This window comes from Streptomyces yongxingensis (genome assembly GCF_055597465.1).
Map to the genome: position 1 here is coordinate 10,490,482 of NZ_CM145717.1, position 23,986 is coordinate 10,514,467.

At 72.1% G+C, this 23,986-nt stretch carries 24 protein-coding genes and 1 pseudogene; 9 read left to right on the forward strand and 16 right to left on the reverse strand.

Annotation, left to right across the window (positions count from 1 at the left end; translation table 11 throughout):
- The first annotated feature begins 222 nt into the window (after positions 1 to 222).
- Positions 223 to 1,146 carry an iron-containing redox enzyme family protein gene (locus ACZ6TD_RS44380; protein WP_471358605.1) on the forward strand — a complete coding sequence of 308 codons (924 nt, stop codon included), beginning with the start codon at positions 223 to 225 and terminating at the stop codon, positions 1,144 to 1,146.
- Here ACZ6TD_RS44380 and ACZ6TD_RS44385 read toward each other — a convergent pair.
- Positions 1,126 to 2,667, reverse strand: coding sequence for an MFS transporter (locus ACZ6TD_RS44385; protein WP_471347421.1), 1,542 nt, complete (start codon positions 2,665 to 2,667; stop codon positions 1,126 to 1,128). The genes ACZ6TD_RS44380 and ACZ6TD_RS44385 overlap by 21 nt on opposite strands.
- A gap of 91 nt (positions 2,668 to 2,758) precedes the next feature.
- Between ACZ6TD_RS44385 and ACZ6TD_RS44390 the strand changes: the two genes are divergently transcribed.
- Together ACZ6TD_RS44390 and ACZ6TD_RS44395 are read left to right on the forward strand one after the other, a co-directional pair.
- Positions 2,759 to 3,511, forward strand: a complete 753-nt coding sequence (locus tag ACZ6TD_RS44390) for a TetR/AcrR family transcriptional regulator (protein ID WP_471347423.1) — start codon at positions 2,759 to 2,761, stop codon at positions 3,509 to 3,511.
- Entirely contained in the window at positions 3,508 to 4,560 is a 1,053-nt protein-coding gene (locus tag ACZ6TD_RS44395) for an acyl-CoA dehydrogenase family protein (RefSeq protein WP_471347425.1), read from the forward strand. The genes ACZ6TD_RS44390 and ACZ6TD_RS44395 overlap by 4 nt, the downstream gene beginning before the upstream one ends.
- A 48-nt stretch (positions 4,561 to 4,608) precedes the next feature.
- On the opposite strand, the gene ACZ6TD_RS44400 is transcribed toward ACZ6TD_RS44395, so the two are convergent.
- Both ACZ6TD_RS44400 and ACZ6TD_RS44405 read right to left on the reverse strand, forming a co-directional pair.
- Positions 4,609 to 5,475 carry a sugar phosphate isomerase/epimerase family protein gene (locus ACZ6TD_RS44400; protein ID WP_471347426.1) on the reverse strand — a complete coding sequence of 289 codons (867 nt, stop codon included), beginning with the start codon at positions 5,473 to 5,475 and terminating at the stop codon, positions 4,609 to 4,611.
- Positions 5,472 to 5,984: pseudogene (locus ACZ6TD_RS44405) on the reverse strand (Gfo/Idh/MocA family oxidoreductase); the annotation flags it as partial. The pseudogene ACZ6TD_RS44405 and the gene ACZ6TD_RS44400, both read right to left, overlap by 4 nt.
- A gap of 414 nt (positions 5,985 to 6,398) precedes the next feature.
- Here ACZ6TD_RS44405 and ACZ6TD_RS44410 point away from each other — a divergent pair.
- Entirely contained in the window at positions 6,399 to 7,394 is a 996-nt protein-coding gene (locus ACZ6TD_RS44410) for a LacI family DNA-binding transcriptional regulator (protein WP_471347428.1), read from the forward strand.
- Between the two features lie 92 nt (positions 7,395 to 7,486).
- Here ACZ6TD_RS44410 and ACZ6TD_RS44415 read toward each other — a convergent pair whose 3' ends face one another.
- Both ACZ6TD_RS44415 and ACZ6TD_RS44420 read right to left on the reverse strand, forming a co-directional pair.
- The gene (locus ACZ6TD_RS44415; RefSeq protein WP_201852163.1) at positions 7,487 to 7,774 is read right to left on the reverse strand and encodes a YiaA/YiaB family inner membrane protein; all 288 of its coding nucleotides are present in this window, start codon (positions 7,772 to 7,774) and stop codon (positions 7,487 to 7,489) included.
- Between the two features lie 77 nt (positions 7,775 to 7,851).
- On the reverse strand, positions 7,852 to 8,442 hold the full coding sequence (locus tag ACZ6TD_RS44420) for a TetR/AcrR family transcriptional regulator (protein ID WP_471347430.1): 591 nt from the start codon (positions 8,440 to 8,442) through the stop codon (positions 7,852 to 7,854).
- Between the two features lie 167 nt (positions 8,443 to 8,609).
- On the opposite strand from ACZ6TD_RS44420, the gene ACZ6TD_RS44425 reads away from it, so the two are divergent.
- Positions 8,610 to 9,629 (forward strand): aldo/keto reductase, encoded by a 1,020-nt coding sequence (locus ACZ6TD_RS44425; protein WP_471347432.1) that lies wholly within the window; start codon positions 8,610 to 8,612, stop codon positions 9,627 to 9,629.
- On the opposite strand, the gene ACZ6TD_RS44430 is transcribed toward ACZ6TD_RS44425, so the two are convergent.
- The 3 genes from ACZ6TD_RS44430 to ACZ6TD_RS44440 are packed head-to-tail and all read right to left on the reverse strand — an operon-like array spanning position 9,612 to position 11,269.
- Positions 9,612 to 10,295, reverse strand: a complete 684-nt coding sequence (locus ACZ6TD_RS44430) for a hypothetical protein (RefSeq protein WP_471347434.1) — start codon at positions 10,293 to 10,295, stop codon at positions 9,612 to 9,614. The genes ACZ6TD_RS44425 and ACZ6TD_RS44430 overlap by 18 nt on opposite strands.
- Positions 10,292 to 11,032 carry a MerR family transcriptional regulator gene (locus tag ACZ6TD_RS44435; protein WP_471347436.1) on the reverse strand — a complete coding sequence of 247 codons (741 nt, stop codon included), beginning with the start codon at positions 11,030 to 11,032 and terminating at the stop codon, positions 10,292 to 10,294. The genes ACZ6TD_RS44430 and ACZ6TD_RS44435 overlap by 4 nt, the downstream gene beginning before the upstream one ends.
- A gap of 33 nt (positions 11,033 to 11,065) precedes the next feature.
- Positions 11,066 to 11,269, reverse strand: a complete 204-nt coding sequence (locus ACZ6TD_RS44440; RefSeq protein WP_471347438.1) for a hypothetical protein — start codon at positions 11,267 to 11,269, stop codon at positions 11,066 to 11,068.
- Between the two features lie 270 nt (positions 11,270 to 11,539).
- Here ACZ6TD_RS44440 and ACZ6TD_RS44445 point away from each other — a divergent pair, with 270 nt between their 5' ends.
- Positions 11,540 to 12,550 (forward strand): methyltransferase, encoded by a 1,011-nt coding sequence (locus ACZ6TD_RS44445; protein WP_471347440.1) that lies wholly within the window; start codon positions 11,540 to 11,542, stop codon positions 12,548 to 12,550.
- Between the two features lie 70 nt (positions 12,551 to 12,620).
- Here the strand turns inward: ACZ6TD_RS44445 and ACZ6TD_RS44450 are convergent, their stop codons facing one another.
- From ACZ6TD_RS44450 to ACZ6TD_RS44465, 4 genes are all read right to left on the reverse strand, one after another.
- Entirely contained in the window at positions 12,621 to 13,439 is an 819-nt protein-coding gene (locus tag ACZ6TD_RS44450; RefSeq protein WP_471347441.1) for a class I SAM-dependent methyltransferase, read from the reverse strand.
- 170 nt (positions 13,440 to 13,609) lie between these two features.
- Positions 13,610 to 14,821 (reverse strand): globin domain-containing protein, encoded by a 1,212-nt coding sequence (locus tag ACZ6TD_RS44455; protein ID WP_471347443.1) that lies wholly within the window; start codon positions 14,819 to 14,821, stop codon positions 13,610 to 13,612.
- 122 nt (positions 14,822 to 14,943) lie between these two features.
- A complete protein-coding gene (locus tag ACZ6TD_RS44460) occupies positions 14,944 to 15,393 on the reverse strand; it encodes an RrF2 family transcriptional regulator (RefSeq protein ID WP_471347445.1) in 450 nt (149 codons plus the stop codon).
- Positions 15,394 to 15,526: 133 nt separating this feature from the next.
- Positions 15,527 to 16,675 (reverse strand): AI-2E family transporter, encoded by a 1,149-nt coding sequence (locus tag ACZ6TD_RS44465; RefSeq protein WP_471347447.1) that lies wholly within the window; start codon positions 16,673 to 16,675, stop codon positions 15,527 to 15,529.
- 302 nt (positions 16,676 to 16,977) lie between these two features.
- On the opposite strand from ACZ6TD_RS44465, the gene ACZ6TD_RS44470 reads away from it, so the two are divergent.
- Complete coding sequence (locus ACZ6TD_RS44470; RefSeq protein WP_471347448.1) at positions 16,978 to 18,198, forward strand: cysteine desulfurase-like protein; 1,221 nt, start codon at positions 16,978 to 16,980, stop codon at positions 18,196 to 18,198.
- A gap of 25 nt (positions 18,199 to 18,223) precedes the next feature.
- On the opposite strand, the gene ACZ6TD_RS44475 is transcribed toward ACZ6TD_RS44470, so the two are convergent.
- From ACZ6TD_RS44475 to ACZ6TD_RS44485, 3 genes are all read right to left on the reverse strand, one after another.
- Positions 18,224 to 18,793 carry a TetR/AcrR family transcriptional regulator gene (locus ACZ6TD_RS44475; protein WP_471347450.1) on the reverse strand — a complete coding sequence of 190 codons (570 nt, stop codon included), beginning with the start codon at positions 18,791 to 18,793 and terminating at the stop codon, positions 18,224 to 18,226.
- A 70-nt stretch (positions 18,794 to 18,863) separates the two neighbouring features.
- Positions 18,864 to 20,255, reverse strand: coding sequence for an amidase (locus tag ACZ6TD_RS44480; RefSeq protein ID WP_471347452.1), 1,392 nt, complete (start codon positions 20,253 to 20,255; stop codon positions 18,864 to 18,866).
- The gene (locus ACZ6TD_RS44485; protein WP_471347454.1) at positions 20,242 to 20,451 is read right to left on the reverse strand and encodes a hypothetical protein; all 210 of its coding nucleotides are present in this window, start codon (positions 20,449 to 20,451) and stop codon (positions 20,242 to 20,244) included. Before ACZ6TD_RS44485 ends, ACZ6TD_RS44480 begins: the two co-directional genes overlap by 14 nt.
- A gap of 101 nt (positions 20,452 to 20,552) precedes the next feature.
- On the opposite strand from ACZ6TD_RS44485, the gene ACZ6TD_RS44490 reads away from it, so the two are divergent.
- Positions 20,553 to 21,458: an MBL fold metallo-hydrolase gene (locus tag ACZ6TD_RS44490; protein WP_471347455.1), complete on the forward strand. Its 906-nt coding sequence runs from the start codon at positions 20,553 to 20,555 to the stop codon at positions 21,456 to 21,458.
- A 125-nt stretch (positions 21,459 to 21,583) separates the two neighbouring features.
- Complete coding sequence (locus ACZ6TD_RS44495) at positions 21,584 to 22,774, forward strand: acyltransferase family protein (protein WP_471347457.1); 1,191 nt, start codon at positions 21,584 to 21,586, stop codon at positions 22,772 to 22,774.
- 23 nt (positions 22,775 to 22,797) lie between these two features.
- Here ACZ6TD_RS44495 and ACZ6TD_RS44500 read toward each other — a convergent pair whose 3' ends face one another.
- Positions 22,798 to 23,898, reverse strand: a complete 1,101-nt coding sequence (locus ACZ6TD_RS44500; RefSeq protein ID WP_471347459.1) for a winged helix DNA-binding domain-containing protein — start codon at positions 23,896 to 23,898, stop codon at positions 22,798 to 22,800.
- Positions 23,899 to 23,986 lie beyond the last annotated feature (88 nt).

Consider the following 23,986-nt stretch of genomic DNA (forward strand, 5'->3'; position numbering starts at 1 on the left):
TTGGCGTCGGCATGGTCCGGTGGCGTTGCCCGCGCCGCGATTGCGGCAGGTGGTGAGGGGAACCCGGCCCGCGAAGCCAAGGCCCACCGGAGACGGCCCACCACGACAGCGGCGGACGGAGCGGAAGGAACTGTGAGCGATACGCATCCCGCGACGACGACCCGGCCGGTGCCCTTGCCCACGGCGCGGGGAGAGGTGTCCGGCGCGCTCGTCGACGCCCTCATGCGCGAGCCCGGCGGGGCGACGCTGCCCGGCGGCCGGTCGCTCCGGGAGGCCGATCCGTACGGCGACGATCTGCAGCTCGCGCTGTATGCGTGCTACGAACTCCACTACCAGGGCTTCCCCGGTGTGGACGACGCATGGGAGTGGGATCCCGAGCTGCTCCGGATGCGGCAGGCGCTGGAGCGGCGCTTCCTGGACGCGCTGCGCTCCGACGCCACCACGCACGACGACCCGGACGCCGCCGTGTCCGGGCTGCTGGTGGAGCCCGCCGACGGGACGGGCGTGTCGCACTTCCTCCGGGACGAGGGCGAGCCGTGGCAGATGCGTGAGTACATCGCGCATCGGTCGCTCTACCAGCTCAAGGAGGCCGACCCGCATGTGTGGGTCCTTCCACGGCTGCGGGGCCGGGCCAAGGCGGCGATGGCGGCCGTGGAGTACGACGAGTTCGGGGCCGGGCACGGGGACCGGGTGCACGCGGAGCTGTTCGCCGATCTGATGGCCGATCTGGGTCTGGACCCGGCGTACAACCACTATCTGGACGCCACGTCGGCGCGGATGCTGGCGGTGGTCAACATGATGTCGCTGCTGGGCCTGCACAGGGCGCTGCGCGGCGCCCTGGTGGGCCACTTCGCCACGGTCGAGATCACCTCCTCGCCCGCCTCCGACCGGCTGGCCCAGGCGCTGCGACGGCTGGGCGCGGGCGAGGCGGCGGTGTTCTTCTACACCGAGCACGTCGAGGCCGACGCCGTGCACGAGCAGGTCGTACGCCATGGCGTGATCGACGACCTCCTGAAGCGCGAACCGGGGCTCGCCGCGGACGTGGCGTTCGGCGTCGATGCCACCGTGTTCCTGGAGGACCGCTTCGCCGAGGAGGTCCTGGACACCTGGCGGAAGGGCCGGTCCTCACTCCGCGTCCCGCTGTGATCCCGGCGGCCCCGCCTCCTCGGACTCCGGCTCGGGGGCCACCGCCCGGGTGGTGCGGCCCGGCAGGGCGAGCAGTGCCACGGCCGCGCCGACCAGTGCGGCCGCCACGCCGACGCTCATCGTGACGGACTGGGCGTCGGTGAAGGCCGAGCGGGCCGCATCGGCCAGCGCCCCGCCGTCCGACTGGTCCCGGGCGTGCGACAGGGTGGCCCCGAGCGAGGACATCGCGTCCTCGGGCAGACCGTCCGGCAGCTTGCCCCGGTAGACGGTGGCGAGCAGGCTGCCCAGCCCGGCCACGCCCAGGGCGATGCCGAGTTGCTGGTGGGTGTCGTTGAGCGCGGAGCCCATACCGGCCCGCTCGGGCGGTACCGCCCCCAGCACCGTGCTGGTCGCCGAGGGACCGGCGATACCGGATCCGAGGCCCGCGAGCCCCAGCCCGATGGACACCGCCGTGGAGCCGCTGCTCTCGGAGAGCGAGGCCAGCACCGCGAATCCGGCCGCGGTGACGGTGAATCCGGCGACGATGCAGGCCCGCGCCCCGAAGCCGGCCGGGGCCCGGCCGCCCACGGCCGACCCCGCGACGACCCCCGCCGCGAGTGGCACCGCGGCGAGCCCGGTCTCGAACGCGCTGTAGCCGAGCACCAGTTGCAGATACTGGCTCAGCACGAAGAGGGTGCTCCCCGTGGCGATCGTCATCACCGCCACCGCGAAACCCGCCCCGGCGAACCGCCGGTCGCGGTAGAGCCGCAGATCGACCATCGGCGTCGCGGAACGGCGCTGCCGCACACCGAAGCCGACCAGCGCCGACACCGCCACCGCCGCCCCGGCCACCACCGCGGGCGCGGTGTACCCGTGTGCCGGGGCCTCGATCAGGGCCCACACCAGGCCGGTCATGCCCGCCGTGACCAGGACGGTGCCGTACGGATCCAGCCCCCGGCCGTCGGGCGCCCGGGTCTCGGGCACCAGCCGCACGACCCCGAACAGGGCCACCGCCGCCACGGGGACGTTGATCAGGAAGACCCCCGCCCAACTCCACGCGTCCACCAGGGCACCCCCGAGCAGGGGCCCCGCCGCCATGCCCACGGAGGCGACCGCGCTCCACACCGCGAAGGCCCGCGGGCGCTCTCGCTCGGGGAAGACCACGACGAGCACCGCGAGCGTCGCGGGCATCACCAGCGCCGCGCCCACCCCCATGAGCGCCCGCGTCGCGATCAGCCACCACACCGACGGGGCCGCCGCGGCCAGCGCCGACGCCGCCCCGAAGACCAGCAGCCCCACGACGAGGGTGCGCCGCCTGCCGTAACGGTCGGAGAGCACCCCCGCGGTGATGAGGAGCCCGGCGAAGACCACGACATAGGCGTCGATCACCGCCTGGAGCTGGTCCGTCGAGGCGTCGAAGGCATCGCCGATGGCGGGCACCGCGACATGCAGGACGGTGTTGTCGATGACGATCACGAGCAGGGCGGCGCACAGGGCCATCAGGATCGCCCACCGGCGCGGATGGCCTTCCTCGTCGCTCATGACTCTCCCTCCTTCTCCTACACTGTTTGATTGGCCTCCAACACTGTAGGAGCGGTGGAGCGGTGACCGCAAAGAGGTAGGCTGCGGGCTCGTGAGCGCGAAGCCGGACGGGAACAAGGGAACGGACGCGGACCAGGGGAAGAAGGTGCTGGACAACGCGCCGGGAGCGGTGTGGTTCCGCGCCGAGAAGACCTCCCGCCCACGGCCTCAGCTCTCCCATGAGCGAATCATCGCCACCGCCGTCGAGCTGCTGGACCGCGACGGTGTGCGGAAGCTGAGCATGCGCCGGCTCGCCGAACGGCTCGGCGCCCACGCGACCAGCCTCTACTGGCACGTGGCCACCAAGGACGACGTCCTGGACCTCGCTCTCGACGCGGTCTTCGCCGAACTCGACCTCCCCGAGCAGCACAGCGCCGCATGGCAGGAGGACATCGAGGCGTTCATGACCGGCCTGCGCTCGGTCCTGCTGCGCCACCCGTGGGCCGGCGCCCTGGCCAACTCCCGCCCCCTCATGGGGCCCAACGCCCTGCGCTGCTCGGAGTTCGCCTACACCGCGCTCACCACCGGCGGCTTCGAAGGGGTCCACCTGTCGTCCGCCGCGGCCACCATCACCCACTATGTGATCGGCTCCGCGTCCTCCGAAGCGGTGTGGCAGCAGCGCTCCGACGAGGCGGCGACCCGCTCGGCCGTGGACGCCCACATCCGCGCCCACATCGACGAATACCCCACCCTGGCCGGCCACGTCCCGCTCCTGGAGGAGGACGACTGGGACTCCCACTTCCGCCGCGGCATGCGCCTGCTGCTGGCCGGTCTGGCGTCCCCCGACGCTCAGGAGCGCTCATGACCGCCGCGGCCCCCACGCTGATCGAGGCGGCCCGGCGCCTCGCCCGCGAGGTGCTGGCGCCGGGCGCCGAGGCCGCCGACCGCGAGGGCGTCTCCCCGGCCGCGATCGCCGAGGTCAAGAGGTCCGGGGTGCTCGGGGTGAGTGGCCCGGCGGCGTACGGCGGGGCGGAGGCGCCGGACGCGGTGGCGCGCGAGATCGCCGAAATCCTGGCCGGGGCGTGCTGCTCCACCTCCTTCGTCCAGGCCCAGCACCACAGCCCGGTCAGGATGCTCGCCGCCTCCGACTCCCCGGCGCGTGAGCGGCTGCTGCGGCCGCTGTGCGACGGCACGCTGCTGTCCGGTATCGCCTTCTCCCATCTGCGGGCCTTCCCCCGGACACCGGTGCGGGTCACCCGGGTCCCGGGTGGCAGGCGCTTCGACGGCCGGGTGCCGTGGTACACCGGCTGGGGCCTGAACGACGTGATGCTGCTCGCCGGGGTCACCGACGACGGCGAGGCGCTGTTCGCCTTCGCGGACGCCCGCGAGCAGCCCGGTCTGCGGCCCACGCCACAACTCCAGCTCGCCGCGCTGACCGGCACCCGTACGGTCGGCCTGGAGCTGGACGGCCTGGTGGTGCCCGAGGAGGCGGTGGTCTGGAGCCGCCCCTACGAGGAGTGGGCGGTCGCGGACCGGCCGAAGAACACCAACCCCAACCCGGCCGTGTTCGGCGTGGCCGGCGCCGCCCTGGACCTGCTGGAGGCCGCCGGGGACGCGGAGGCGAAGGAGACGGCGCAGGTGCTGGGCGAGCGGCTGCGCGAGGTGCGCCGGGAGGCGTACGCGCTGGTGGACGAGGTGCCGGCGGGCGAGCGCCTGGCGGACCGGCTCGCGGTGAAGACCCGGGCCTACGACGTGCTGCGCGCCGCTACCACCGCGGCGATCGTGGCGGGCGGCGGCCGGGCCTTCGGCCTCGGCAGCCCCGCCCAGCGGCTGGCCCGGGAGGGCCTGTTCCTGGTGGTGCAGGGCCAGACCGCCGACGTCCGCAGCGCCCATCTGCGGGCCCTGCGCGGCTGACCAGCCCGCCTGTCCTTCGACGGGACTCTTGGGCCCGGCCGCCGGGTCTCACGCCGCGAGCTCCTCGCGGATGCGGTTCAGCATGAACGCGGAGGACTCCCGCGCCCGTTCCTCCCAGGCGAAGACGCAGGAGGTGGCGACACCGTCGAAGTTCAGCTCGCGGAGGGTGCCGAAGAAGGTGTCCCAGTCGACCTCGCCCTGGCCGATGTCCAGGTGCTGGTGGATGCGGGCGGGGGTGCCGGGCGGGTTGAGGATGTAACGCAGCCCGGAGGAGCCCTTGTGGTTGAAGGAGTCCGCGATGTGCACATGCTGGAGCTTGTCGCCCGCGTAAGTCATCATCGCCGCGATGTCCGCCGTCGGCTCGGCACCGGAGAGGTGGAAGGTGTGCGGAGCGCAGTAGAGGTAGTTCACCCACGGCTTGTTGATGGCGCGGACGAGGTCGACCGCGGGGGTGTTCTCCTCGCAGAAGTCGTCCGGGTGGGCCTCGAGGTTGAGGGCGATGCCCTCGCGTTCGAAGAGCGGCAGCAACTCCTCGAGCGAACGCCAGAAGGCGGCCTCGCTCTCGGCGGCGCGCTCGGGGCGGCCGTTGAACTCCGAATTCATCAGCGGGCATTCGAGGTCGGCGGTGATCTCGATCATCCGCTTCCAATAGCGGACGGCGGACTGCCGCTCGGTCTCGTCGGGCGAGGACCACTTGTACAGCGGGAGCACGGAGGAGAGCTGGACACCGTGCGTGCGCAGCGCCCGCTTCAGCTCCGCGACGCGCTCGTCGTCCGCCCTCGGGTGGAGGAAGAACGGCATGAAGTCGTCGCGCGGGGACAACTCGATGTATTCGTAGCCGAGTTCGGCGACCGTGCGCACCATCTCGTCGAGCGGCAGCGCGCGGAGCATATAGGGGTCGAGTGCGATCTTCACGAGGTGGCTCCGTAGAACGCGGGTCGGGGCTTCATGTCGACGGTGACGATCCGGCCGCCCGACTCCAGGGACTGGACGGCGGCGTCGGTGATGACGGTGGCGGCGTAGCCGTCCCAGGACGACGGGCCGGTGGGTTCCGCGCCCGCCGCGACCGAGGCGATCCACTCGCGGAACTCGGTGTCGAAGGCATCGCCGAACCGGCCCTTCCAGTCCTGGAGTACGGCGGTGCCGTGCCGGCCGGCGGCGCGGATGCCGACGGCCGCCGGGTCCGGCAGCCTGACCAGGCCGTCCTCGCCCACGGTCGCGCACTGGATGTCGTAGCCGTACTGGCAGTTGACGAAGACCTCCAGGTCGATGCGGACACCGCCTCTCGTCTCGAAGAGCATGATCTGGGGGTCCTTGAGATGGCTGAACCGTTTGCCGGTGGCGCGCGGGGTGATCATCTGGACGGAGCTGATCTCGTCGTCGAGCAGCCAGCGCAGTACGTCGATCTCGTGGACGGCCGTGTCGCCCTCGGGGCCGTGGATCGGGGAGTCGCCGCCTTGCCGTGCTCGCCGAGAGCGAAGTGGCCCGGACACGTCGTGCGGCCGCCGCCGCGATGGCGCCGGGGTCGTTGACCCGGGCGTCTACGATCCGGTTCACCGAGTCGGACAGCACGTCCTTCACACCTCTCGCTCGACGTCATGGGGGCGCCGGGGGCGCTCCCGCGGGTCACGCTGTTGTTCCTTCGCTCCGGGGACCTGGGATCTCAGGGCAGAACGGGTGCCTAGCGCGCTCTACTAGCGCGCTCTAGGCGAGTACGATGACCGCTGTCCGAATGTCATGTCAATAGTTGTTGCCGGGGGATTTCAGGACTGCCCGTAAGGTTGGGCTGCGTCGGAGGGTGGTCACAGGTGGAAACATCGGGCAAGCAGCGGCCCACCATGGCGGACGTCGCTGAGCGGGCGGGCGTGTCCCGGGCACTGGTCTCGATCGTCTTCCGCGATCAGCCGGGGGCGAGCCCGCAGACCCGCGACCGGGTGCTGCGCGTCGCCGACGAGATCGGCTACCGGCCGGACAGCGCGGCCCGGCTGCTGGCCCGTGGCCGCAGCCGCACGCTCGGCGTGATGTTCACCGTGCATCAGCCCTTCCACGCCGATCTCGTCGAGGGCATCTACCGCGAGGCCGAGCGGCTCGGCTATGACGTCCTGCTCTCCGCGACCGCTCAGGGGCGTGGCGAGGCCAAGGCCGTCGAGGCGCTGCTCGGCCACCGCTGTGAGGCGGTGATCCTGCTCGGCCCCGACGCGCAGCCCGCGGACATCGACGCACTGGGACACCGCACGGTCGCCGTGTCCGTCGGCCGCCGGGTGCCCCACGCCCGCGTCGACAGCGTGCACACGGCCGAGGGCAAGGGCGTACGGCAGGCCATGGAGCACCTCGTCGGACTGGGCCACCGCGGGATCGTGCACATCGACGGCGGCCGCGGACCGGGCTCGGCCGAGCGCCGCCGCGCCTACCGGGCCGCGATGCGCCGCCATGGTCTGGAGGCGGAGCTACGGGTGATCCCGGGTGAGCACACCGAGCAGTCGGGCATCGACGCGGGGCGGCTGCTGCTGGACGAGCGCGACCACGGCCGGCCCCTGCCGACGGCGGTCCTCGCGGGCAACGACCATTGTGCGATGGGGCTGTTGATGACCCTGGCGCAGGCAGGTGTCGAGGTTCCGCGCGATCTGTCCGTCGTGGGCTACGACGACAGCCACCTCTCCCATCTCATGCCGATCGGCCTGACCACGGTCCGTCAGGACGCGGTGCTCATGGCCGAGTACGCGGTGCGGTTCGCCGTGGAGCGGCTGGAGAACACGGTGGCGGAGCCGAGGGAGGCGGTGCTGGACCCGAAGCTGACGGTACGGGGCACCAGCGGACCGCCCCCGGGCGGGTGAACGCGAGGCGGGCCGGCCGGCCGAGAAAAACTGCCGGTCGAGGTCCGGCCTGAGACACCGACCGCCGCAGCGGCGGGCGGCGCGCGCCGGGTCTACAGCTTTTCGAAGGGATCGTGGTTCGCGAGCAGCTTATCCACCCGCGCCTGATCGACCCGGCTGACGATCTGCCCGGCCTCCTGCCGGTCCCGGATCACCTTGGCCAGGGTGAAGGCGGAGGTCACCAGGTAGAGCACGGAGATGGCGAGGAAGCCGCGCACCCAGGCGTCGGCGCTCAGCCGGAAGATGCCGATGGCGGTGGCGGCCATGGCGACGGCGAAGGAGGCTATCGCCTGACCGTAGAACGCGGCCGTGCTCTGCTGCTTGACCGGTGTCTCACTCATGCGGACAAGAATGGGCGGATGCGGTCGGCTCCGCATCCGTCCGGATACTCAGGTGCGTACTCAGAAATCGGGCGCCGTCAGTGCGGTTGGCGCAGGCCCGCGATGAGGAGTGCGACCAGCCGGCGAGCGTCATAGTTGGGGTCGTGTTCGGCGCCGATGCAGAGGTTCCCGACGCCGCGCATGAGCTCGTACGCCTTCAGGCCGGGTTGGATCTCACCGGCGTCGGCCGCCGCGTCGAGCAACTGGGTGCACACGGGCAGGAGGCGGTCGATGAAGTACGAGTGCAGCGTGTCGAAGCCCGCGTTGTCGGACCGCAGCACGCCCGCGAGGCCGTGCTTGGTGACCAGGAAGTCGACGAAGAGATTGATCCACTGCCCCAGTGCGGCATGCGGTGTCGCGCTGCTCGCCAGCAGGGCCGGACCGGCCTCGGCGCATGCCTCGACCTGGTGCCGGTAGACGGCGATGATCAGGTCCGCCCGCGTCGGGAAGTGGCGGTAGATCGTGCCCACCCCGACGCCGGCCTTGGCCGCGATGTCGCGCACCGGCGCTTCCACGCCCGAGGCGACGAAGACCGAGGCGGCCGCGTCGAGCAGGGTCTCCTGATTGCGCCGGGCGTCCGCCCGCTTGGACCGGGCCGAGGGCCCCGCGCCCTTGTCGCCGTCGTTCACCGCGCCGCTCCCTCCACTGCCGGACTTGCCAAGCGGAACAGCGTTCCGTATCTTTACCGGAGCCGGGTTCCGTTTGCATATGATGCCAGAGCGGGGCCCGGCAACCAAACCCTCGCATTGCCACGCCGCAATGCCACCACGCTTCCCCGCAGTGGAGGAACACGGTCATGCAGTACCGCACCTTGGGCCGCACCGGTGTGCAGGTCAGCTCCCTCGCGCTCGGCGCGATGAACTTCGGCAGGATCGGGCGTACCACCCAGGACGAGGCCACCGCCCTCGTCGATGCCGCTCTCGAGGCCGGGATCAACCTCATCGACACCGCCGACGTGTACAGCGCCGGCGAGTCGGAGGAGATGGTCGGCAAGGCCATCGCCGGTCGCCGCGACGACATCGTGCTGGCCACGAAGGCGGGCCTGCCCCTGGGCGACGAGCCCAACCACCGGGGCAGCTCACGCCGCTGGCTGGTCACCGAGCTGGACAACAGCCTGCGACGGCTCGGCGTCGATCACGTCGACCTCTACCAGATCCACCGGTGGGACCCGGCCACCAGCGACGAGGAGACGCTTTCGGCGCTCACCGACCTCCAGCGCGCGGGGAAGATTCGCTCCTTCGGCTCCTCGACCTTCCCCGCCTACCGCGTCGTACAGGCCCAGTGGACCGCCCGCGAGCACCACCTGAGCCGTTATGTCACCGAGCAGCCAAGCTACTCGATCCTGCAGCGCGGAATCGAGCGCGACGTACTGCCCGTCACCGAGGAGTACGGGCTCGGCGTGCTGGTGTGGAGCCCGCTGGCCTCGGGCTGGCTGTCGGGCGCCATCCGCGAGGGCCGGGAGCTCACCACCAGCCGCTCGACGTTGATGCCGGAGCGCTTCGACGTCACCATCCCCGCCAACCGGGCCAGGCTCGACGCCGTCGAGCGGTTGGCCGAGGTCGCCGACGAGGCCGGTCTGACCATGATCCAGCTCGCGCTCGGATTCGTGACCGCGCACCCGGCCGTGACCAGCGCGCTCATCGGCCCCCGCACACTGGACCATCTGCACGCACAGCTCGCCGCCGCCGACACCGTGCTCTCCGCCGATGTGCTCGACGCGATCGACGCGATCGTGGCCCCCGGCACCGACCTCGCCGCGCACGAGAAGCACGACACTCCGCCCGCGCTGCTCGACCCGTCACTGCGGCGCCGCTGACGGCTCCGGCGCCGTATCTTGCCGTACCCGTGTGAGCGCGGCGACCGCTTCCCGTGGGTCGTCCGCGTGGAACCGGAGCGTACGGGCGACGCCCCGGCGCCCGAGGGGCCGTACGAACGTCACCGGCTCCGTCAGCTCCACCGTCACCGTGGTCTGGCTGCCCACCGCGAGGTCGAGCACCCCGTCCGGGCCCAGCCGCACCAGCCGTCCGTCCGGATAGCGCCGGTCGACCCGGGCGGCGGCGATGGTGGCGGCCGGAACCCGCAGGTCGAACAGGGCGCCGTAGCGGACGCGCAGCGAGCCGTCGGAACCCACGACATGCGGCCGGACCACACAGGCCGCGTGCAGGGCGAGGATCAGCACCACCCCGTACACATCGACGACGAGCAGGACCGCGTGCACCACCGGCCAGGGGATCACGAGGGCCAGCGCCACGGTCTCGATGACCGACACGAAGATCATCCCGTACATCATGGCCGTCTGGGGTCCGGTGTAGGCGACGGCCAGCGCCCCCTCGGGGACCTGGTGGCGGCGGCGCAGCACCCACAGCCCGAGGCTGTGCAGGGCCCTGGCCTCGTGCAGCACGAGTCGGCGCGCGACCAGCGGGATCAGGGTCTCCGTCACGCCTTTCGCCCACACCGCCGCCCGTGCGAACGGCCGGCTCATGACGCCCTCCTCACCATTCGGCCGGTCAGTTCCTCCATCACCCGGCGCACCACCTCGGCCTGCGCGGGCGAGTAGTCGTCGAGCAGCGCCTGCTCGAATCCGGTCGCCGTCGGGCCGCCGTCCGGGATGGCCGCCAGCACCTCGTCCGGTACGGCGGCGGACAGCTCCTCGGCCAGCGGCGCGATCCGGGGATCGTCCGCCGCGGCCCCCTCCAGTTCGTCCAGCCGCTCGTACAGCGGGAGCACGGCGGGGTCCTCGGCCAGCGGCCGCAGCGCCGCGTACACCGCGTCCCCGCCGATCATCCCCTCGAGCAGCATCAGGTGCTCGCGGTCCTTGACGGCGGTCGGCGAGGAGGTGGCGGGCGCCACCTTCAGGAGCTCGACGAGCGCGGGGGAGAGCGGCGCGTCCGGTGTGAGCGGGCCGTCCAGAAGGGCCGCCAGCACCGTGCGGCGCTGCTGGATCTCGTGTTCCTGACGGGCGAGATCGGCGTCCAGCTCGCCCAGCACCTCGGCCAGTTCACGCCCGGCGTCGTCCGCGAGGACGTCCCGCACCTCGTCCAGGGTGAGCCCGAGCTCGGTCAGCCGGCGGATGCGGGCCAGCAGCACGGCGTCCCGGAGGGTGTAGACCCGGTATCCGTTGGCGCGCCGCCGGGGCTCGGGCAGCAGACCGATGTGGTGGTAATGCCGCACGGTCCGGGAGGTGACTCCGACGAGCGCGGCGATTTCTCCGATGCGCATGTGGCCAGTAGAAACCCTGCCGCTGCGACAAGGTCAAGCGCGGCCGTCCGGCGGCCCCTCGCGGGCGCCGATATCCGCGGTGGGGTCGGTGGCGGGAACGGGCAGCGGGGCACCGCCGTAGGTCGTGTCGAACACGATGCCCCCGGTGCGCTTCGACCGGTCCCATCCGGTCTTGAAACGCACCCCCGGGGCGTTGCCGGAGACATCGCCGCCGATCCGGTTGACCTCGCCGGTCACATCGTGGACATCGCCACGGCCTTCAGCAGGATCCGGCCCCCGGCCCGGAAGGTGGTCCGGTCGACGCGGTCGAGGCTGCGCCAGGCACTGGCGGCGCTGGTGCTCGGCGCCCCATCGTCCCCGGAGCGGGAGTCGACGGGTGGTGCCCTCGCTCCCGCCGCGGCCGTCCGGCGGCGACCCGTGTAGGGGGCAACGGGACGGTAGCGTAAGGAGGTCCACATACGGTCAGATGCGCCGAGAGCGCACATCCGGGAACAGTGAGGGAACCTTATGCGGCACGAGATCAGCCCCGAGCCCATTCTTGAGGTCGGGCTCGGCTTCATGGCGTCGAAGGCGCTGCTCACCGCGGTGGAACTGGATCTCTTCTCCCGGCTCGCCGAAGGCCCCCGCACCGGCGGTGACCTGGCCGAGGCGCTCGGACTGCACCCGCGCGGCGCCGCCGACTTCCTCGACGCGCTGGTGGCCCTCGGATTCCTGGAGCGATCCGAGGGCGCGTACCGCAACAGCCCGTCCGCCGACACCTTTCTCGACCGTAAGAAGGCCACCTATGCGGGCGGCATCCTGGAGATGGCCAACAGCCGGCTGTATCCCTTCTGGGGGTCGCTCACCGAGGCGCTGCGAACCGGGAAACCGCAGAACGAACACAAGCACGGCGGCGACGTGTTCGAGGCCATCTACCACGACCAGGAGGGCCTCGAGCGATTCCTGCACGGAATGACCGGGCTCAGCATGGGCAAGGCCATGGTGATAGCCGAGCGGTTCCCCTGGGCCGACTACCGGACGGTGCTGGACGTCGGCGGAGCGGTGGGCTGCGTCCCGGTGGCGGTGGCCCAGCGCCACCCCCATATGAGCGGCGGTGTCTTCGAGCTGCCCCGGGTGCGGCCCGTCTTCGAGAAGTACGTGGCGTCCTTCGGCCTGGAGGACCGGCTCACCTTCCACGGCGGCGACTTCTTCACCGATGACCTGCCCGGCGCCGATGTGATCGTGCTGGGCCAGATCCTGCACGGCTGGGGCGTGGAGGAGAAGCGGCTGCTGCTGAAGAAGGCGTACGACGCGCTGCCCGACGGGGGAGCGGTCCTCGTCTACGACGCCATCATCGACGACGACCGCAAGGAGAACACCTTCGGTCTGCTGGCCAGCCTGAACATGCTCATCGAGACCCGGTCCGGCTTCGAGTACACGGCCGCCGACGGCCGCGCCTGGCTGGCGGAGACGGGGTTCAGCGGCAGCCGGGTCGAACCGCTGACGGACGGTTACTCCATGCTGGTGGGCGTCAAATAGCGGTCACCCGGCAGCGGTCACCCGGCGGCCCGGCCCGGTGCCGGGACCACCCGGCGCCGGACCGGAGCCGCTAGAAGCGGTAGCGCAGGATCCGGCCCACATCGCGGAAACCGGGCAGACGCGCCATCACCCGCATGCTCATCCGGCCGGCGGCCGGCATCTTCTCCACCCCCGGCATGTCCACGCTGCGCACCGCGTCGAGGCAGGTCAGCCCCGGGTGCCAGGTCTCGACCTCATGGGGGTCGTCCAGGCCCCAGTGGAGGGTGGCGCCCGCGTTGCGCACCGCGGGGACCATTTTCTGGAGCCGGATGCCCAGCGGCCCGTAGACGTCGAAGAGCAGCTGCCCGCTGGGGAACCGCTCGGTGATCCGCTGGATCAGCCGCTTGCCCTCCTCCTTGCGCAGATACATCGTCAGCCCCTCGGCGACCACCACGGTGGGCCGGTCGTCCGGCACCTCGCGCAGCCATGCCTCATCGGTCACCGAGGCGCCGACCATCTCGTAGTTCCCCGACGGCTCGGGAAGCAGCCGCCGGCGCAGCTCGATCACCTCGGGGTAGTCGACGTCGAGCCAGCGCACCGACGACGGCGGGTCGAGGCGCTGCACCCGGGTGTCGAGACCGCACGCGAGGTGGAGCACGGTCGCCTTCTGATGCTCGGCCAGGAACTCCATGGCCCAGTCGTCGAGCTGTTTCGCCCGCAGGGCGATGCCGACCGCCGTCGTGTCCGTCATCCCCGTTTTGCCGAAGTCGTAGGCCACGCGCTCCACGGCCTCCCGGGCCGCGTGGTCGTGCAGGATGGAGTCCGGTGAACGGCTGTCCACCGCCCTGCCGTACAGCGTGGCGAGCAAGGTCTCCTGAGCGCCGCTGAGAGTGATCTTTTCGCGATCCATGGTTCCTCGTCGATGTGGGGGTACCGGACGGACCATTCCGTGCGGTTGCGCACGGAATGGGCAGAACCCGTGTCCGTACGGTCCCACGTTCCCCCCGACAAAAGCGACCGGCCTCTGGGCCATTCGAGTTCATCCGGCCAACATCGGGCGGTGACGAGTGCCGGTGAGCGTCAGTGGCCCTCGCCGTCGTCCCGCGTCAGCCACAGATCGGGGCCGAAGACCTCGTAGTGGATCGCGGAGGGGTGAACACCCCGCTCCAGCAACTGGGTCCGCACCGACCGCATGAAGGGCAGCGGCCCGCACAGATACGCCTGGACGCCGTCCGGGATCTCGATGCCGGACAGGTCGGCGTGGCCGGTGCGCTCGGCCGGCCAGTCGCCCCCGGGCCGCTCGTACCAGATGTGGGCGGTGCCCCGCGCCAGCTTGGTGACCAGCCGCTCCTGGTCGGCGCGCAGCGCGTGGTCGGCGGGGGAGCGGTCGGCGTGGACGGCGATGACCGGGGCCTGGTGGCCTCTGGCCGTCAGCTCCTCCAGCATGGCCACCATCGGGGTGCAGCCGATCCCGGCGGAGGCGAGCAGCAGCGGCGTGTCCGTGGCGTCGAGCACGACGTCGCCGTAGGGCGCGGAGACGGTGAGCTCATCGCCCTCGTGGAGGTGGTCGTGGAGATGGCCGGAGACCTCACCGGCCGGGCCCTCGCCCGCGTCCTCGCGCTTGACGGCGAAGGAGTGCACGGTGGCGCCGGGGCCGTTGGTCAGGCTGTACTGGCGGATCTGCCGCGCCCCGTCGGCCAGTTCCACCTGCACCGAGACGTACTGGCCCGCTGTGAACGCCGGGGCGGGACGGCCGTCCGCCGGCCGGATCCGGAAGGTGACCACATCCGCCGTTTCCTGAACACGCTCGACCACCTCCCACTGCCGCCAGGTCCCGCCGACCAGCACGCCCTGCTCCGCGTACAGCCGCCGCTCGATCTCGATCAGGGCGTTGGCCATCAGCCAGTAGACCTCGTCCCAGGCGGCGGCCACCTCCTCGGTGGCCGCGTCGCCGAGCACCTCCGCGATGGCGGCGGACAGATGACGGTGCACCACCGGATACTGCGCGGCGCTCACCCCGAGCGAGGCGTGCTTGTGGGCGATCCGGCTCAGCAGGGCGTCGGGGCGGGTGCCCGGCTTCTCCACCAGGGCGGTGGCGAACGCGGCGATGGCGCCCGCGAGGGCCTGCCGTTGGGTGCCCGCGGCCTGGTTGGCCCGGTTGAACATGTTCCGCAGCAGTTCGGGGTGGGCCGTGAAGAGCTTCCGGTAGAACAGCTCGGTGATGGTGCCGATGGCCTCACCGACGGCGGGAAGCGTGGCGCGGACGGTCTCGGCGGACTTCTGGGAGAGCATGAGTGGGCCTAACTGGTATCTCAGATTCGCATTCAGCGGCATGGGTGAACCGGGCATGGTGACCTCCGCGTCATCACGACTCGGCGGGACGTGATCCGGGCTCCGTAACCCGGACGGCGGCCTCATGGGGACAGTCCGGGTGCGCGCCCGACCAGTCCCAGCAGCACCGGACCGGTCGGGGACGCCACCAGATCGTCGACCGTGAGGGGATCGAGCGAGGCGAGGAACGCCTCCTGCGCCCGGCGCAGCGCCATCCGCAGCCGACAGCCCTGCCGCAGCGGACACGGCACGTCCCCCTCGCAGTCGACGACATCGCCGACCCCCTCGAACTCCCGGACCAGCTGGCCGACCGAGGCGGTGCGCCCGGTCGCGGTGAGCGTCAGCCCGCCGCCCCGTCCGCGCCGTGTCTCGATCAGGCCCAGGTGCTGGAGCCGGGCCGCCACCTTGGCCAGATGGCTGTAGGGCACCTGCATCTCCCCGGCGATCTGCCGGGCGGTGCAGGGTTCGGTGCCGGTGACCGCCAGCCGCATGATCGTGCGGAGCGCCAGGTCCGTTGACTTCGTCAGCCGCATGGCGGCAGATTACGTTAATGCGAATCTGAGATGCAATTTATAGAGATGTGTTCCCGCCGCTGACATACGGGTGTTCCCGCCGCTTACGTGTGGATGTCCCGGCCGCTTGCGCACGGGTGTTCCGGGGTGCCGGTCAGGCTTCGCCGGGCGGCCGCCCGCGCAGAGCTCGCGTCACCGACCAGACGACGGACACCATGGGCACGGCCACCACTGCCCCGACCACCCCCGCCACGATGCTTCCGGCGATGACCGAAATCGCCACCACCACCGGATGCAGCCGCACCGCCCAGCTCATCACCAGCGGATGCAGGACATGGCCCTCGAACTGACCGACCGCCACGATCAGCAACAGCACCACGGCGGCGATGGCCGGACCCCGCCCGGCCAGAGCCACCACCGTCGCCACCGCCAGCGCGATCGGTGCACCGATCAGCGGGATGAACGTCGCGAAGAAGACCAGCAGCGTCAGCGGCAGGGCCAGTGGCACCCGCAGCAGGAACAGGGCGATGCCGACCAGGGCCGCGTTGGAGGCCGCCACGACGATGATGCCCCGGGTGTATCCGGCGAAGGTGGTCCACGCCGCCCGCGCCGCCCGGTCCCACGGGGACCGGGCGCGCTCGGGGAGCTGGCCCCGGAACCACTGCCACATCCGGTCGCCGGAGTGGATGAAGAAGATCGAACAGAACAGGGCCAGGAACACCGCCGTGCCCGCCTCCACGACCCGCCCCGCACTGCTGAGCGCCCTGCTGATCAGCGCCGCGCGATGCCGTGACGCAAAGGCGGTGATCTTGTCGTGGACCCCCGACAGCACACCGTGCCGCACGTGGAACGGCGGCCCCTCCAGCCATCGCTCGATCCGGCCGATCCCGCCGCGCAACTCACCCACCAGCCGGCCCGCCTCCGCGGCCGCCGCGTTCCCCACCAGCGCGAGCAGCCCCAGCACCGCGAACAGCGTGCCGAACACCGCCAGCGCCACCGCCAGCGGCCTGGGGAGCGCCCGCGCCAGCAGATCGGCCAACGGCCGCAGCAAGGCGGTGCCCACCAGTGCCAGGAACACCGCGATCGCGACGAGCTCGAACCGCCCCAGCACCGTGAACGCCAGATAGACGGCCACTCCGATGACCACCAGGCGCCATGCGTACGCGGCGGCCAGCCGCAGCCCGGGATGGACGCGTCCGTTCTCGTCCCCCGCCCGGCGCACCGCCGCCGCCAGGGCCGCGGAGCCGGAGCGGCGGGCCCGCGCCGCCGCCCGCGAGGCCCGCCCCGCCGGTCCGCCGGCCACGCCACGCCGAGGGCGTACGCCCCGCCCTCCCGGTCGTTCGGGCGGGGGAGGAGAGTCGCTGCTCACGTCGGCGCCACCGCCTTCTGTGTCCCGGTCCCGCGCGGCGGAAGGGGGTGGTGATTCATCCCCATACGCACAGATTCAATCAGGGCGGCCGTCCGGGCGCCGGACACCTCCCCCGGCGCGGCGGCCCGTCCTCTCCCCGGCGCGGCGGCCGTCCTCGCCCCCTGCCGTTCCGTATCCGTGCCTGCCTAAGATCGCCCTGGTCACCCCTCGCCAAGGCCCTCTGCAAGGAGCCGCTCGTGACATACGACATCACCGCCGTCCGTGCACAGTTCCCCGCGCTGAAGGCCGGGTCGGCCCACTTCGACGGCCCGGGAGGCACCCAGACCCCGCTCCCCGTCATCGAGGCCATCTCCGACGCGCTGGCCAACCCCCTGGCCAACCGCGGCCACCTCACCGCGGGGGAGCGCAACGCCGAGGCCCTCGTCCAGTCGGCCCGGCAGGCCATGGCCGATCTGCTCGGCGCCGACCCGGCCGGGATCGTCTTCGGGCGCAGCGCCACCGCCCTCATCTACGACTTCTCCCGCACCCTCGCCAAGACCTGGTCGCCGGGCGACGAGGTGGTGGTGTCCCGGCTGGACCACGACTCCAACATCCGGCCCTGGATCCAGGCCGCCGAAGCCGCCGGGGCCACCGTGCGCTGGGCCGACTTCGACCCCGCCACCGGCGAGCTGACCCCCGATGACATCAGCGCCCAGCTCGGCGACCGCACCCGGCTGGTGGCGGTGACCGCCGCCTCGAACCTGATCGGCACCCGCCCAGACATCCCGGAGATCTCCCGGCGGGTGCACGCGGCCGGGGCGCTGCTCCACGTCGACGGCGTGCACTACGCCGCCCACGCCCACGTCGACATCCGACGGCTCGGAGCGGACTTCTTCGTCTGCTCCCCCTACAAGTTCCTCGGCCCCCACCTCGGCGTCCTGGCGGGCAGCCCCGAACTCCTGGAGACCCTGACCCCGGACAAGCTGCTCCCGTCGACCAACGCCGTCCCCGAGCGCTTCGAATTCGGCACCCTGCCCTATGAATTCCTCGCCGGCACCCGCGCCGCCGTCGACTTCCTCGCCACCCTGGACCCCGGCGCCGAAGGCAGCCGCAGGGAGCGGCTGGCGTCGGCGTTCGCGGCCCTCGAAGAGCACGAGGCCACCCTGCGCGGGCGCATCGACGAGGGCCTGGCCGCCCTGGACCCGATCACCGTCCACTCCCGGGCCGCGGACCGCACCCCGACCGTGCTGCTGACCATCGACGGCCACGACACCACGGACGCCTACCGCTACCTCGCGAGCCGTGGCGTCGACGCCCCCTCCGGCTCGTTCTACGCGGTGGAGGCATCCCGCAGGCTGGGCCTGGGCGACACCGGAGGGCTGCGCATCGGCCTGGCCCCCTACACCAGCACCGAGGACGTGGACCGGCTGCTGGAGGCGCTCTCGGACTTCCTGCGCACTCCGGCCCCGCGCGGCTGACTCCCCCGGCGCTCACCCGCCGGTCTCACTTCTCGGCGGCGTTCCCTTCGAGGAGCCCCACCACGAGTCCGCGGGCATGCGCGGCGTCGAGCCCGTCGGGGCGGAAGAGGATGCGGTACATCAGAGGCGCCACGACGTGGTCGATGACCGTCTCGACGCCGGGGGTGTCCTCCCCGCGTTCGGCCGCGCGGGTCAGGATGACATCGACCTGGTCGGCGGCGTAGGCCGAGCACTGGCCGGCGTTGCTGCCGTCCGGGTCGCCGAGGAGGGCGTCGCGGATGTAGGCACGGCCGGCCGGGGAGGCCATCTCGTCGAGAAACTGCTCGGCCCAGGCCGTCAGATCGGACGCCAGACCGCCGTGGTCCTGGGGTGTGGTGTCGGGCCGCAGACGCTCGACCGCCACGTCCGACAGCAGTTGGGAGAGGTCTCCCCAGCGGCGGTAGATCGTGGAGGGGGTGACGCCCGCGCGCTGGGCGATCAGCGGCACCGTGAGACCGTCGCGGCCCACCTCCGCCTCGAGTTCGCGCACGGCGGTGTGCACCGATGCCTGGACCCTGGCGCTGCGCCCCCCGGGACGCACCATCTGCCTGCTCATTCATCCCACCTTAAAGCAAATCTGTTGCTTCTGGGGAAGCGGTGCGCCCCGGGATCGCTCGGTGGACGCGTCAGGCCGCCGATGCCAGCTCGCGGGCGGGCCGCGTCCGCTCGTAGGCGTGACCGACCCGCAGGAGCACGCTCTCCCCGAGCGGCCGCCCGAGCAGTTGCATGCCGATCGGCAGGCCCGCCGTGTCCTGGCCGACCGGGACGGACAGCGACGGCACCCCGGTGAGGTTGGCGGGGGCCGAGAGGCGCACATAGGCGTCGGAGACGGCCTCGACGGTGCCGTCCGGCCAGGTGATCGTCTCCTGGCCGGCCTTCACCGCGGTCGCCGGGACCGTGGGGGCGGCGATCACATCGACGTCCTCCAGCATGCGCGCCCACTCCCGCCGCATCAGCGTCCGGGAGCGCTGGGCGCGCAGATAGTCCCCGGCGGGCATCAGTTCGCCCGCCTCCAGCAGGATGCGCACGTCCGCCTGGTACAGCTCCGGTGCCGTGCGCAGGGTGCGCTCGTGGTAGGCGGTGGCCTCCGGCACCATCAGCCCCCACTGAGTGGCCTGGATGTAGCGGGTCATGGGGATCTCGACCTCGACGAGGCGGGCGCCGAGGGCCTCGAGCCGGTCGACGGCCCGCCGGACCGCGGCCTCCACCTCCGCGTCGACGTGCTCGAAGTAGTAGTTGCGCGGCACGCCGATACGCAGTCCCGCCAGGTCCTCGGCCGCGCCGGGCCGGTAGTCCCGTGCCGGAACGGCCAGGGAGGCGGGGTCGCGGGGGTCGTGCCCGGCCAGGACCGCGAGGACCAGGGCCTGGTCCTCGACGGTGCGGGTGAGGGGGCCGACGTGGTCCAGCGACCACGACAGGGAGGTGACGCCGTGGCGCGGGACGAGGCCGTACGTCGGCTTGAGGCCGACGACCCCGTTGAGCGCGGCGGGGACGCGGATGGATCCGCCGGTGTCGGTGCCCAGGGCGAAGGCCGCGGTGCCCGCGGCGACGGCCACGGCGGAGCCGCCGCTGGAGCCGCCCGCGACTCGGCCGGTGTCCCAGGCGTTGTGGGTCTGCGGAGTGGTCAGCCCGTAGGCGAACTCATGGGTGTGGGTCTTGCCGACCAGGACCGCGCCGGACGCGCTGAGGCGGGCGGCGACCGTGCTGTCCGCCTGGGCGCGGTGGTCGGCGCGGACCCGGGAGCTTGCGGTGGTGGCCACGCCCGCGACGTCGATCAGGTCCTTCAGGCCCATGGGGATGCCGTGCAGCGGGCCGCGGAGGCGGCCGGCCGCGGCGTCGTCCGCGGCCTCGCGCGCCGCCCGGCGCGCCCGCTCCGCCGTCACCGTGGCGTAGGCGTTCAGGTGGGGTTCCAGCCGCTCGAGGCGGTCCAGGACGGAGTCCACCAGCTCGACGGGGGACAGCCGGCCGGTCCGGATCGCGTCGGCGGCGGCGGTGAGGGACAGTTCATACGGCCGCATCGTGCTGCTCCTCTCCCGCGCGGTAGGCGGGGGCGGGCGGGGTGTCGCCGAAGTCCAGCTCGCGCAGAACGGCGACGACGGAGTGGATGTGGTTGGCGGTGGCCGCCGCGGCGGCGTGGCGCTCGGCCGGCAGCGGGAGCCCGGCGCGTGCGGCCCAGCGGGCCGCCTCCGGAGGGCTGAGTTCGGCGGCGGACAAGGTGTCTCCCTCATCGAGATAAAAGCTAACTGTTTGCGTTAGTCGACTGTAGGGCCTACGGTGACTTAAAGCAAACAGATTGCGTTTAGAAGGAGTGGATCATGCACACACCCCGGGCCATCGACATCCCCTTCTGGACCGTGGGCGACATCGCCGTCCACCGCATCGACGAGGTGCTCCTGCCGCCGCAGACCGGGCCGTGGCTGCTGCCCGACGCCACCCCGGACGTGGTCTCGCGCCAGGACTGGCTGCGCCCCGACTTCGCCGACCAGGACGGCACCCTGCGCATCGCCAGCCACAGCTTCGCCTTCGAGGTGGGCGGGGCGCGGGTCCTGGTCGACACCGGCATCGGCAACGGCAAGACGCGGGCCAACCCGGCCTGGCACGATCTGCGGACCGACTACCTGGAGCGTCTGGCCGCCGCCGGGTTCCCCCGGGAATCCGTCGACCTGGTGATCCTCACCCATCTGCACACCGACCACGTCGGCTGGAACACCCATGAGGTGGACGGCGCATGGGTGCCCACCTTTCCCCACGCGCGCTACCTCAGCTCCCGCACCGAGCGGGAGTTCTGGGCGACCTACGACATGGACGAGCCGCGCACCCAGATGTTCCTCGACTCCGTGATTCCGGTCGAGGACGCGGGACGGCTCGATCTGGTCGACGTCCCGGACGAGGGCACCGAGGTCGTCCCCGGCCTGCGGCTGATTCCCACGCCCGGGCACACCCCCGGCCATATCGCCCTCCAGCTCGACAGCCGCGGCGAGCGGGCGCTGATCACGGGCGACTGCGTGCACCACCCCGTCCAGCTCGCCCACCCCGCCATCGGCTCATGCGTGGACATCGCCCCCGAGCAGTCCGAGGCCACCCGCCACACGCTCTTCGGCGCCCTCGCCGACACGGGCACCCTCCTGCTCGGCACCCACTTCCCGCCGCCGACCGCCGGTCATGTGATCACCCACGAGGGCGCCTACCGGCTCTCGCCCGTGCCCCCGGCCGTGCGCTGACGCGTTTCCCTCCGCAGGTGGTGGCGTTCGCCCGGATGTTCCCGTAGGGGCGGTATTGGGGCCGGGGCGGTGCGACGGGCAGGCTCGTGGGTGCTGTGCCTGCTTCGTATGGGGAGGGGTTTTCTGTGGCCGGTGTGTTGCCACGCGGCGATCGGCTGCCGTCGTTGACGGGGCTGCGCTTTCTGCTGGCCGGTGTGGTGTTGGCGGGCCATGTGCTGACGCTGGGCAGATTCTTCGAGGACCAGGGGGTCTATGAGGCCGCCGACGCCTCGTCGATGGCGAGCGCGGCGGCGGTCTCCTCGTTCTTCCTGCTCAGCGGTTTCGTACTGGCGTGGAACGCCTCTCCGGCCGACACCGCCGTCCGGTTCTGGCGCCGCCGGCTGGTGAAGATCTTCCCCAACCATGTGGTGACCTGGACGCTGATGCTGGGCCTGCTCATGGCGACGGGCACCGCCGCGCTGCTTCCGGTGCCGGACCCGGGGCTGGGGGAGGCGGTCCGGAATCTGCTGCTGGTGCACGCCTGGGTGCCGGACATGGCCGATTTCAGCAGCGTCAACCCGGTGACCTGGTCCATCTCCTGCGAGGCGTTCTTCTACCTCCTCTTCCCCCTGCTGATCCGGCCGGTGCGCGCGCTCCCGGAACGGCTGCTCTGGCCGGTGATCGCCCTGGTGGCGGCGCTGGTGGTGACGATGCCGCTGGTGGCGATGGCCGTCACCGACGAGGCGGCTCCCGGGAGTTGGTCGCCGCTCTCGACGGAGCGCTGGTGGCTGATCTACTTCTTCCCGCCGGTGCGGCTGCTGGAGTTCATCCTCGGACTGGTGCTCGCCCGGGCGGTCCAGCTCGACCGCTGGCCGACGCTGCGTCCGCGGTGGCCGCTGCTCGCCCTGGCGGGAGTCTTCGCGGCGCGGACGGAGCTGCCGGAGGAGTACCTATGGGGGGCCGCGACCTGTCTGCCGATGGCCGCCCTCATCCCGGCCATCGCCACCCGCGATATCGAAGGGCGGGAGAGCCGGCTGGGGGGCCGTGGCCTGGTGCTGCTGGGCGAGGCGTCGTTCGCGCTGTACATGGTCCACTTCCCGCTGCTGTACGAGATCCGGGTGCTGCTGGACCGGCGGACGTTCGACACGGCGACCGCCGCGCTGTTGTCGGTGGTGGTGTCGGCGTTCTGCGTGGCGGTGTCGCTGCTGCTGTGGCGCGGTGTCGAGATGCCGATGATGCGCCACTTCGCCCGCCCCGGCGGCCGTTCCGTACCGGCCGAGCGCCCCGCGCCCGGCGACCGGACCGCACCTCTGCGCCAGCAGGACCCCGCTCCATGACTCGGACGGCCCGCTCGCATCGCTCAGCCCGGCGAGGTGGCGACGCGCACGCGGTGGCTTTCGCCGTCGGAGAGGAACGACGCCAGTTCCCGGCCCTCCTCTCCGACGGCCGTGCGGTCGGCTGCGGAGAGGCGGCCCAGCGGGGTGACGACCACGGTGGCGGCGTCGACCCTCCAGGTCGCGGCGACACGGCCGTCCACCAGCACCACGCGTTCCCCGGCGACCGACAGGCCGCGGTGGGCGTCGTCGATGATCCGGCCGCGGTCGTGGTAACCGAGGATCGCGTTGTCGAACGCGGGCAGGAACCGCACCGGCGCGGGGGTGTCGGGGCCGGGACGTGGCGCGTCGGGGAGGTCGAACAGCTCACGGCCGCGTTCGTCGCGGAAGGTGACCAGCTCCTCCCGCATCGCGGCCACCGCGGCCGGGAGCCCGGCGAGGCCGCACCAGGCGCGCAGATCGGCCGAGGCGGCGGGGCCGAAGGCGGCGAGATAGCGCCGTACCAGCGCCTGCCCGACCGGGTCGGTGCCGTCGGGGGCGGGCGCGTCCACCTGCCGCCCCAGCCAGGAGGAGAGCAGGACGTTACGCACCCCTCCCCGGGAGCGCCACAGCCCGCGCGGCGGCGTCTGCGCCACCGGGACGAGGGCGGCGATCAGCATCTCGCCCAGTGCCCGCGGTGCCGGGGCGGGCCAGCGGTCGGCCAGCGCCCGCACCAGCTCGGCCATCGAACGCGGCTCGCCGTCGGCCATCACCGCCCGGCCCGCGGCGGCGAGTTCGTCGAGGTCTATCCCCTCCAGCTCGCGGCGGTAGGTCCCGAGCACCCGCTGGCGCAGCATGGCGTCGTGACGCGCTCGCCAGGCCACGATGTCCTCGGCGGTGACGAGGTGGACGGTGCGGCGCATGAGGTGGGTCCGTACCACCCTCCGCCCGGTGAGCAGGCCCGAGAGGGCCGCCGGGTCGAACGCGCGCAGCCGCGACCACAGCCCGGTGAACGGCTCCTGCGGCTCCTGCGCCTGCATGCCACACAGATGCGCGACGGCGTCGCGCACCGGTAGGCCGGCCCGGTCGAGCAGCAACTGCCGGGCGAGCGTCGCCCGGCCCAGCGCCCGGCGGTCGAGAACGGTCATACCCGAATGCGCCCTTCCGTTGGGTTCCTTGAATTCCTTGGGTTCCTTGGGTTCCGGAACGGCGCTGGTGACGGCCGTCACCAGCACC

What these genes read in the sequence shown, in the direction of transcription:
- ACZ6TD_RS44380 (WP_471358605.1), top strand. Translation starts at nt 223, where the DNA reads ATGCGCGAGCCCGGCGGGGCGACGCTGCCCGGCGGCCGGTCGCTCCGG.
- ACZ6TD_RS44385 (WP_471347421.1), bottom strand. Translation starts at nt 2,667, where the DNA reads ATGAGCGACGAGGAAGGCCATCCGCGCCGGTGGGCGATCCTGATGGCC.
- ACZ6TD_RS44395 (WP_471347425.1), top strand. Translation starts at nt 3,508, where the DNA reads ATGACCGCCGCGGCCCCCACGCTGATCGAGGCGGCCCGGCGCCTCGCC.
- ACZ6TD_RS44410 (WP_471347428.1), top strand. Translation starts at nt 6,399, where the DNA reads ATGGCGGACGTCGCTGAGCGGGCGGGCGTGTCCCGGGCACTGGTCTCG.
- ACZ6TD_RS44415 (WP_201852163.1), bottom strand. Translation starts at nt 7,774, where the DNA reads ATGAGTGAGACACCGGTCAAGCAGCAGAGCACGGCCGCGTTCTACGGT.
- ACZ6TD_RS44425 (WP_471347432.1), top strand. Translation starts at nt 8,610, where the DNA reads ATGCAGTACCGCACCTTGGGCCGCACCGGTGTGCAGGTCAGCTCCCTC.
- ACZ6TD_RS44430 (WP_471347434.1), bottom strand. Translation starts at nt 10,295, where the DNA reads ATGAGCCGGCCGTTCGCACGGGCGGCGGTGTGGGCGAAAGGCGTGACG.
- ACZ6TD_RS44435 (WP_471347436.1), bottom strand. Translation starts at nt 11,032, where the DNA reads ATGCGCATCGGAGAAATCGCCGCGCTCGTCGGAGTCACCTCCCGGACC.
- ACZ6TD_RS44445 (WP_471347440.1), top strand. Translation starts at nt 11,540, where the DNA reads ATGCGGCACGAGATCAGCCCCGAGCCCATTCTTGAGGTCGGGCTCGGC.
- ACZ6TD_RS44450 (WP_471347441.1), bottom strand. Translation starts at nt 13,439, where the DNA reads ATGGATCGCGAAAAGATCACTCTCAGCGGCGCTCAGGAGACCTTGCTC.
- ACZ6TD_RS44455 (WP_471347443.1), bottom strand. Translation starts at nt 14,821, where the DNA reads ATGCTCTCCCAGAAGTCCGCCGAGACCGTCCGCGCCACGCTTCCCGCC.
- ACZ6TD_RS44460 (WP_471347445.1), bottom strand. Translation starts at nt 15,393, where the DNA reads ATGCGGCTGACGAAGTCAACGGACCTGGCGCTCCGCACGATCATGCGG.
- ACZ6TD_RS44475 (WP_471347450.1), bottom strand. Translation starts at nt 18,793, where the DNA reads ATGAGCAGGCAGATGGTGCGTCCCGGGGGGCGCAGCGCCAGGGTCCAG.
- ACZ6TD_RS44480 (WP_471347452.1), bottom strand. Translation starts at nt 20,255, where the DNA reads ATGCGGCCGTATGAACTGTCCCTCACCGCCGCCGCCGACGCGATCCGG.
- ACZ6TD_RS44490 (WP_471347455.1), top strand. Translation starts at nt 20,553, where the DNA reads ATGCACACACCCCGGGCCATCGACATCCCCTTCTGGACCGTGGGCGAC.
- ACZ6TD_RS44500 (WP_471347459.1), bottom strand. Translation starts at nt 23,898, where the DNA reads ATGACCGTTCTCGACCGCCGGGCGCTGGGCCGGGCGACGCTCGCCCGG.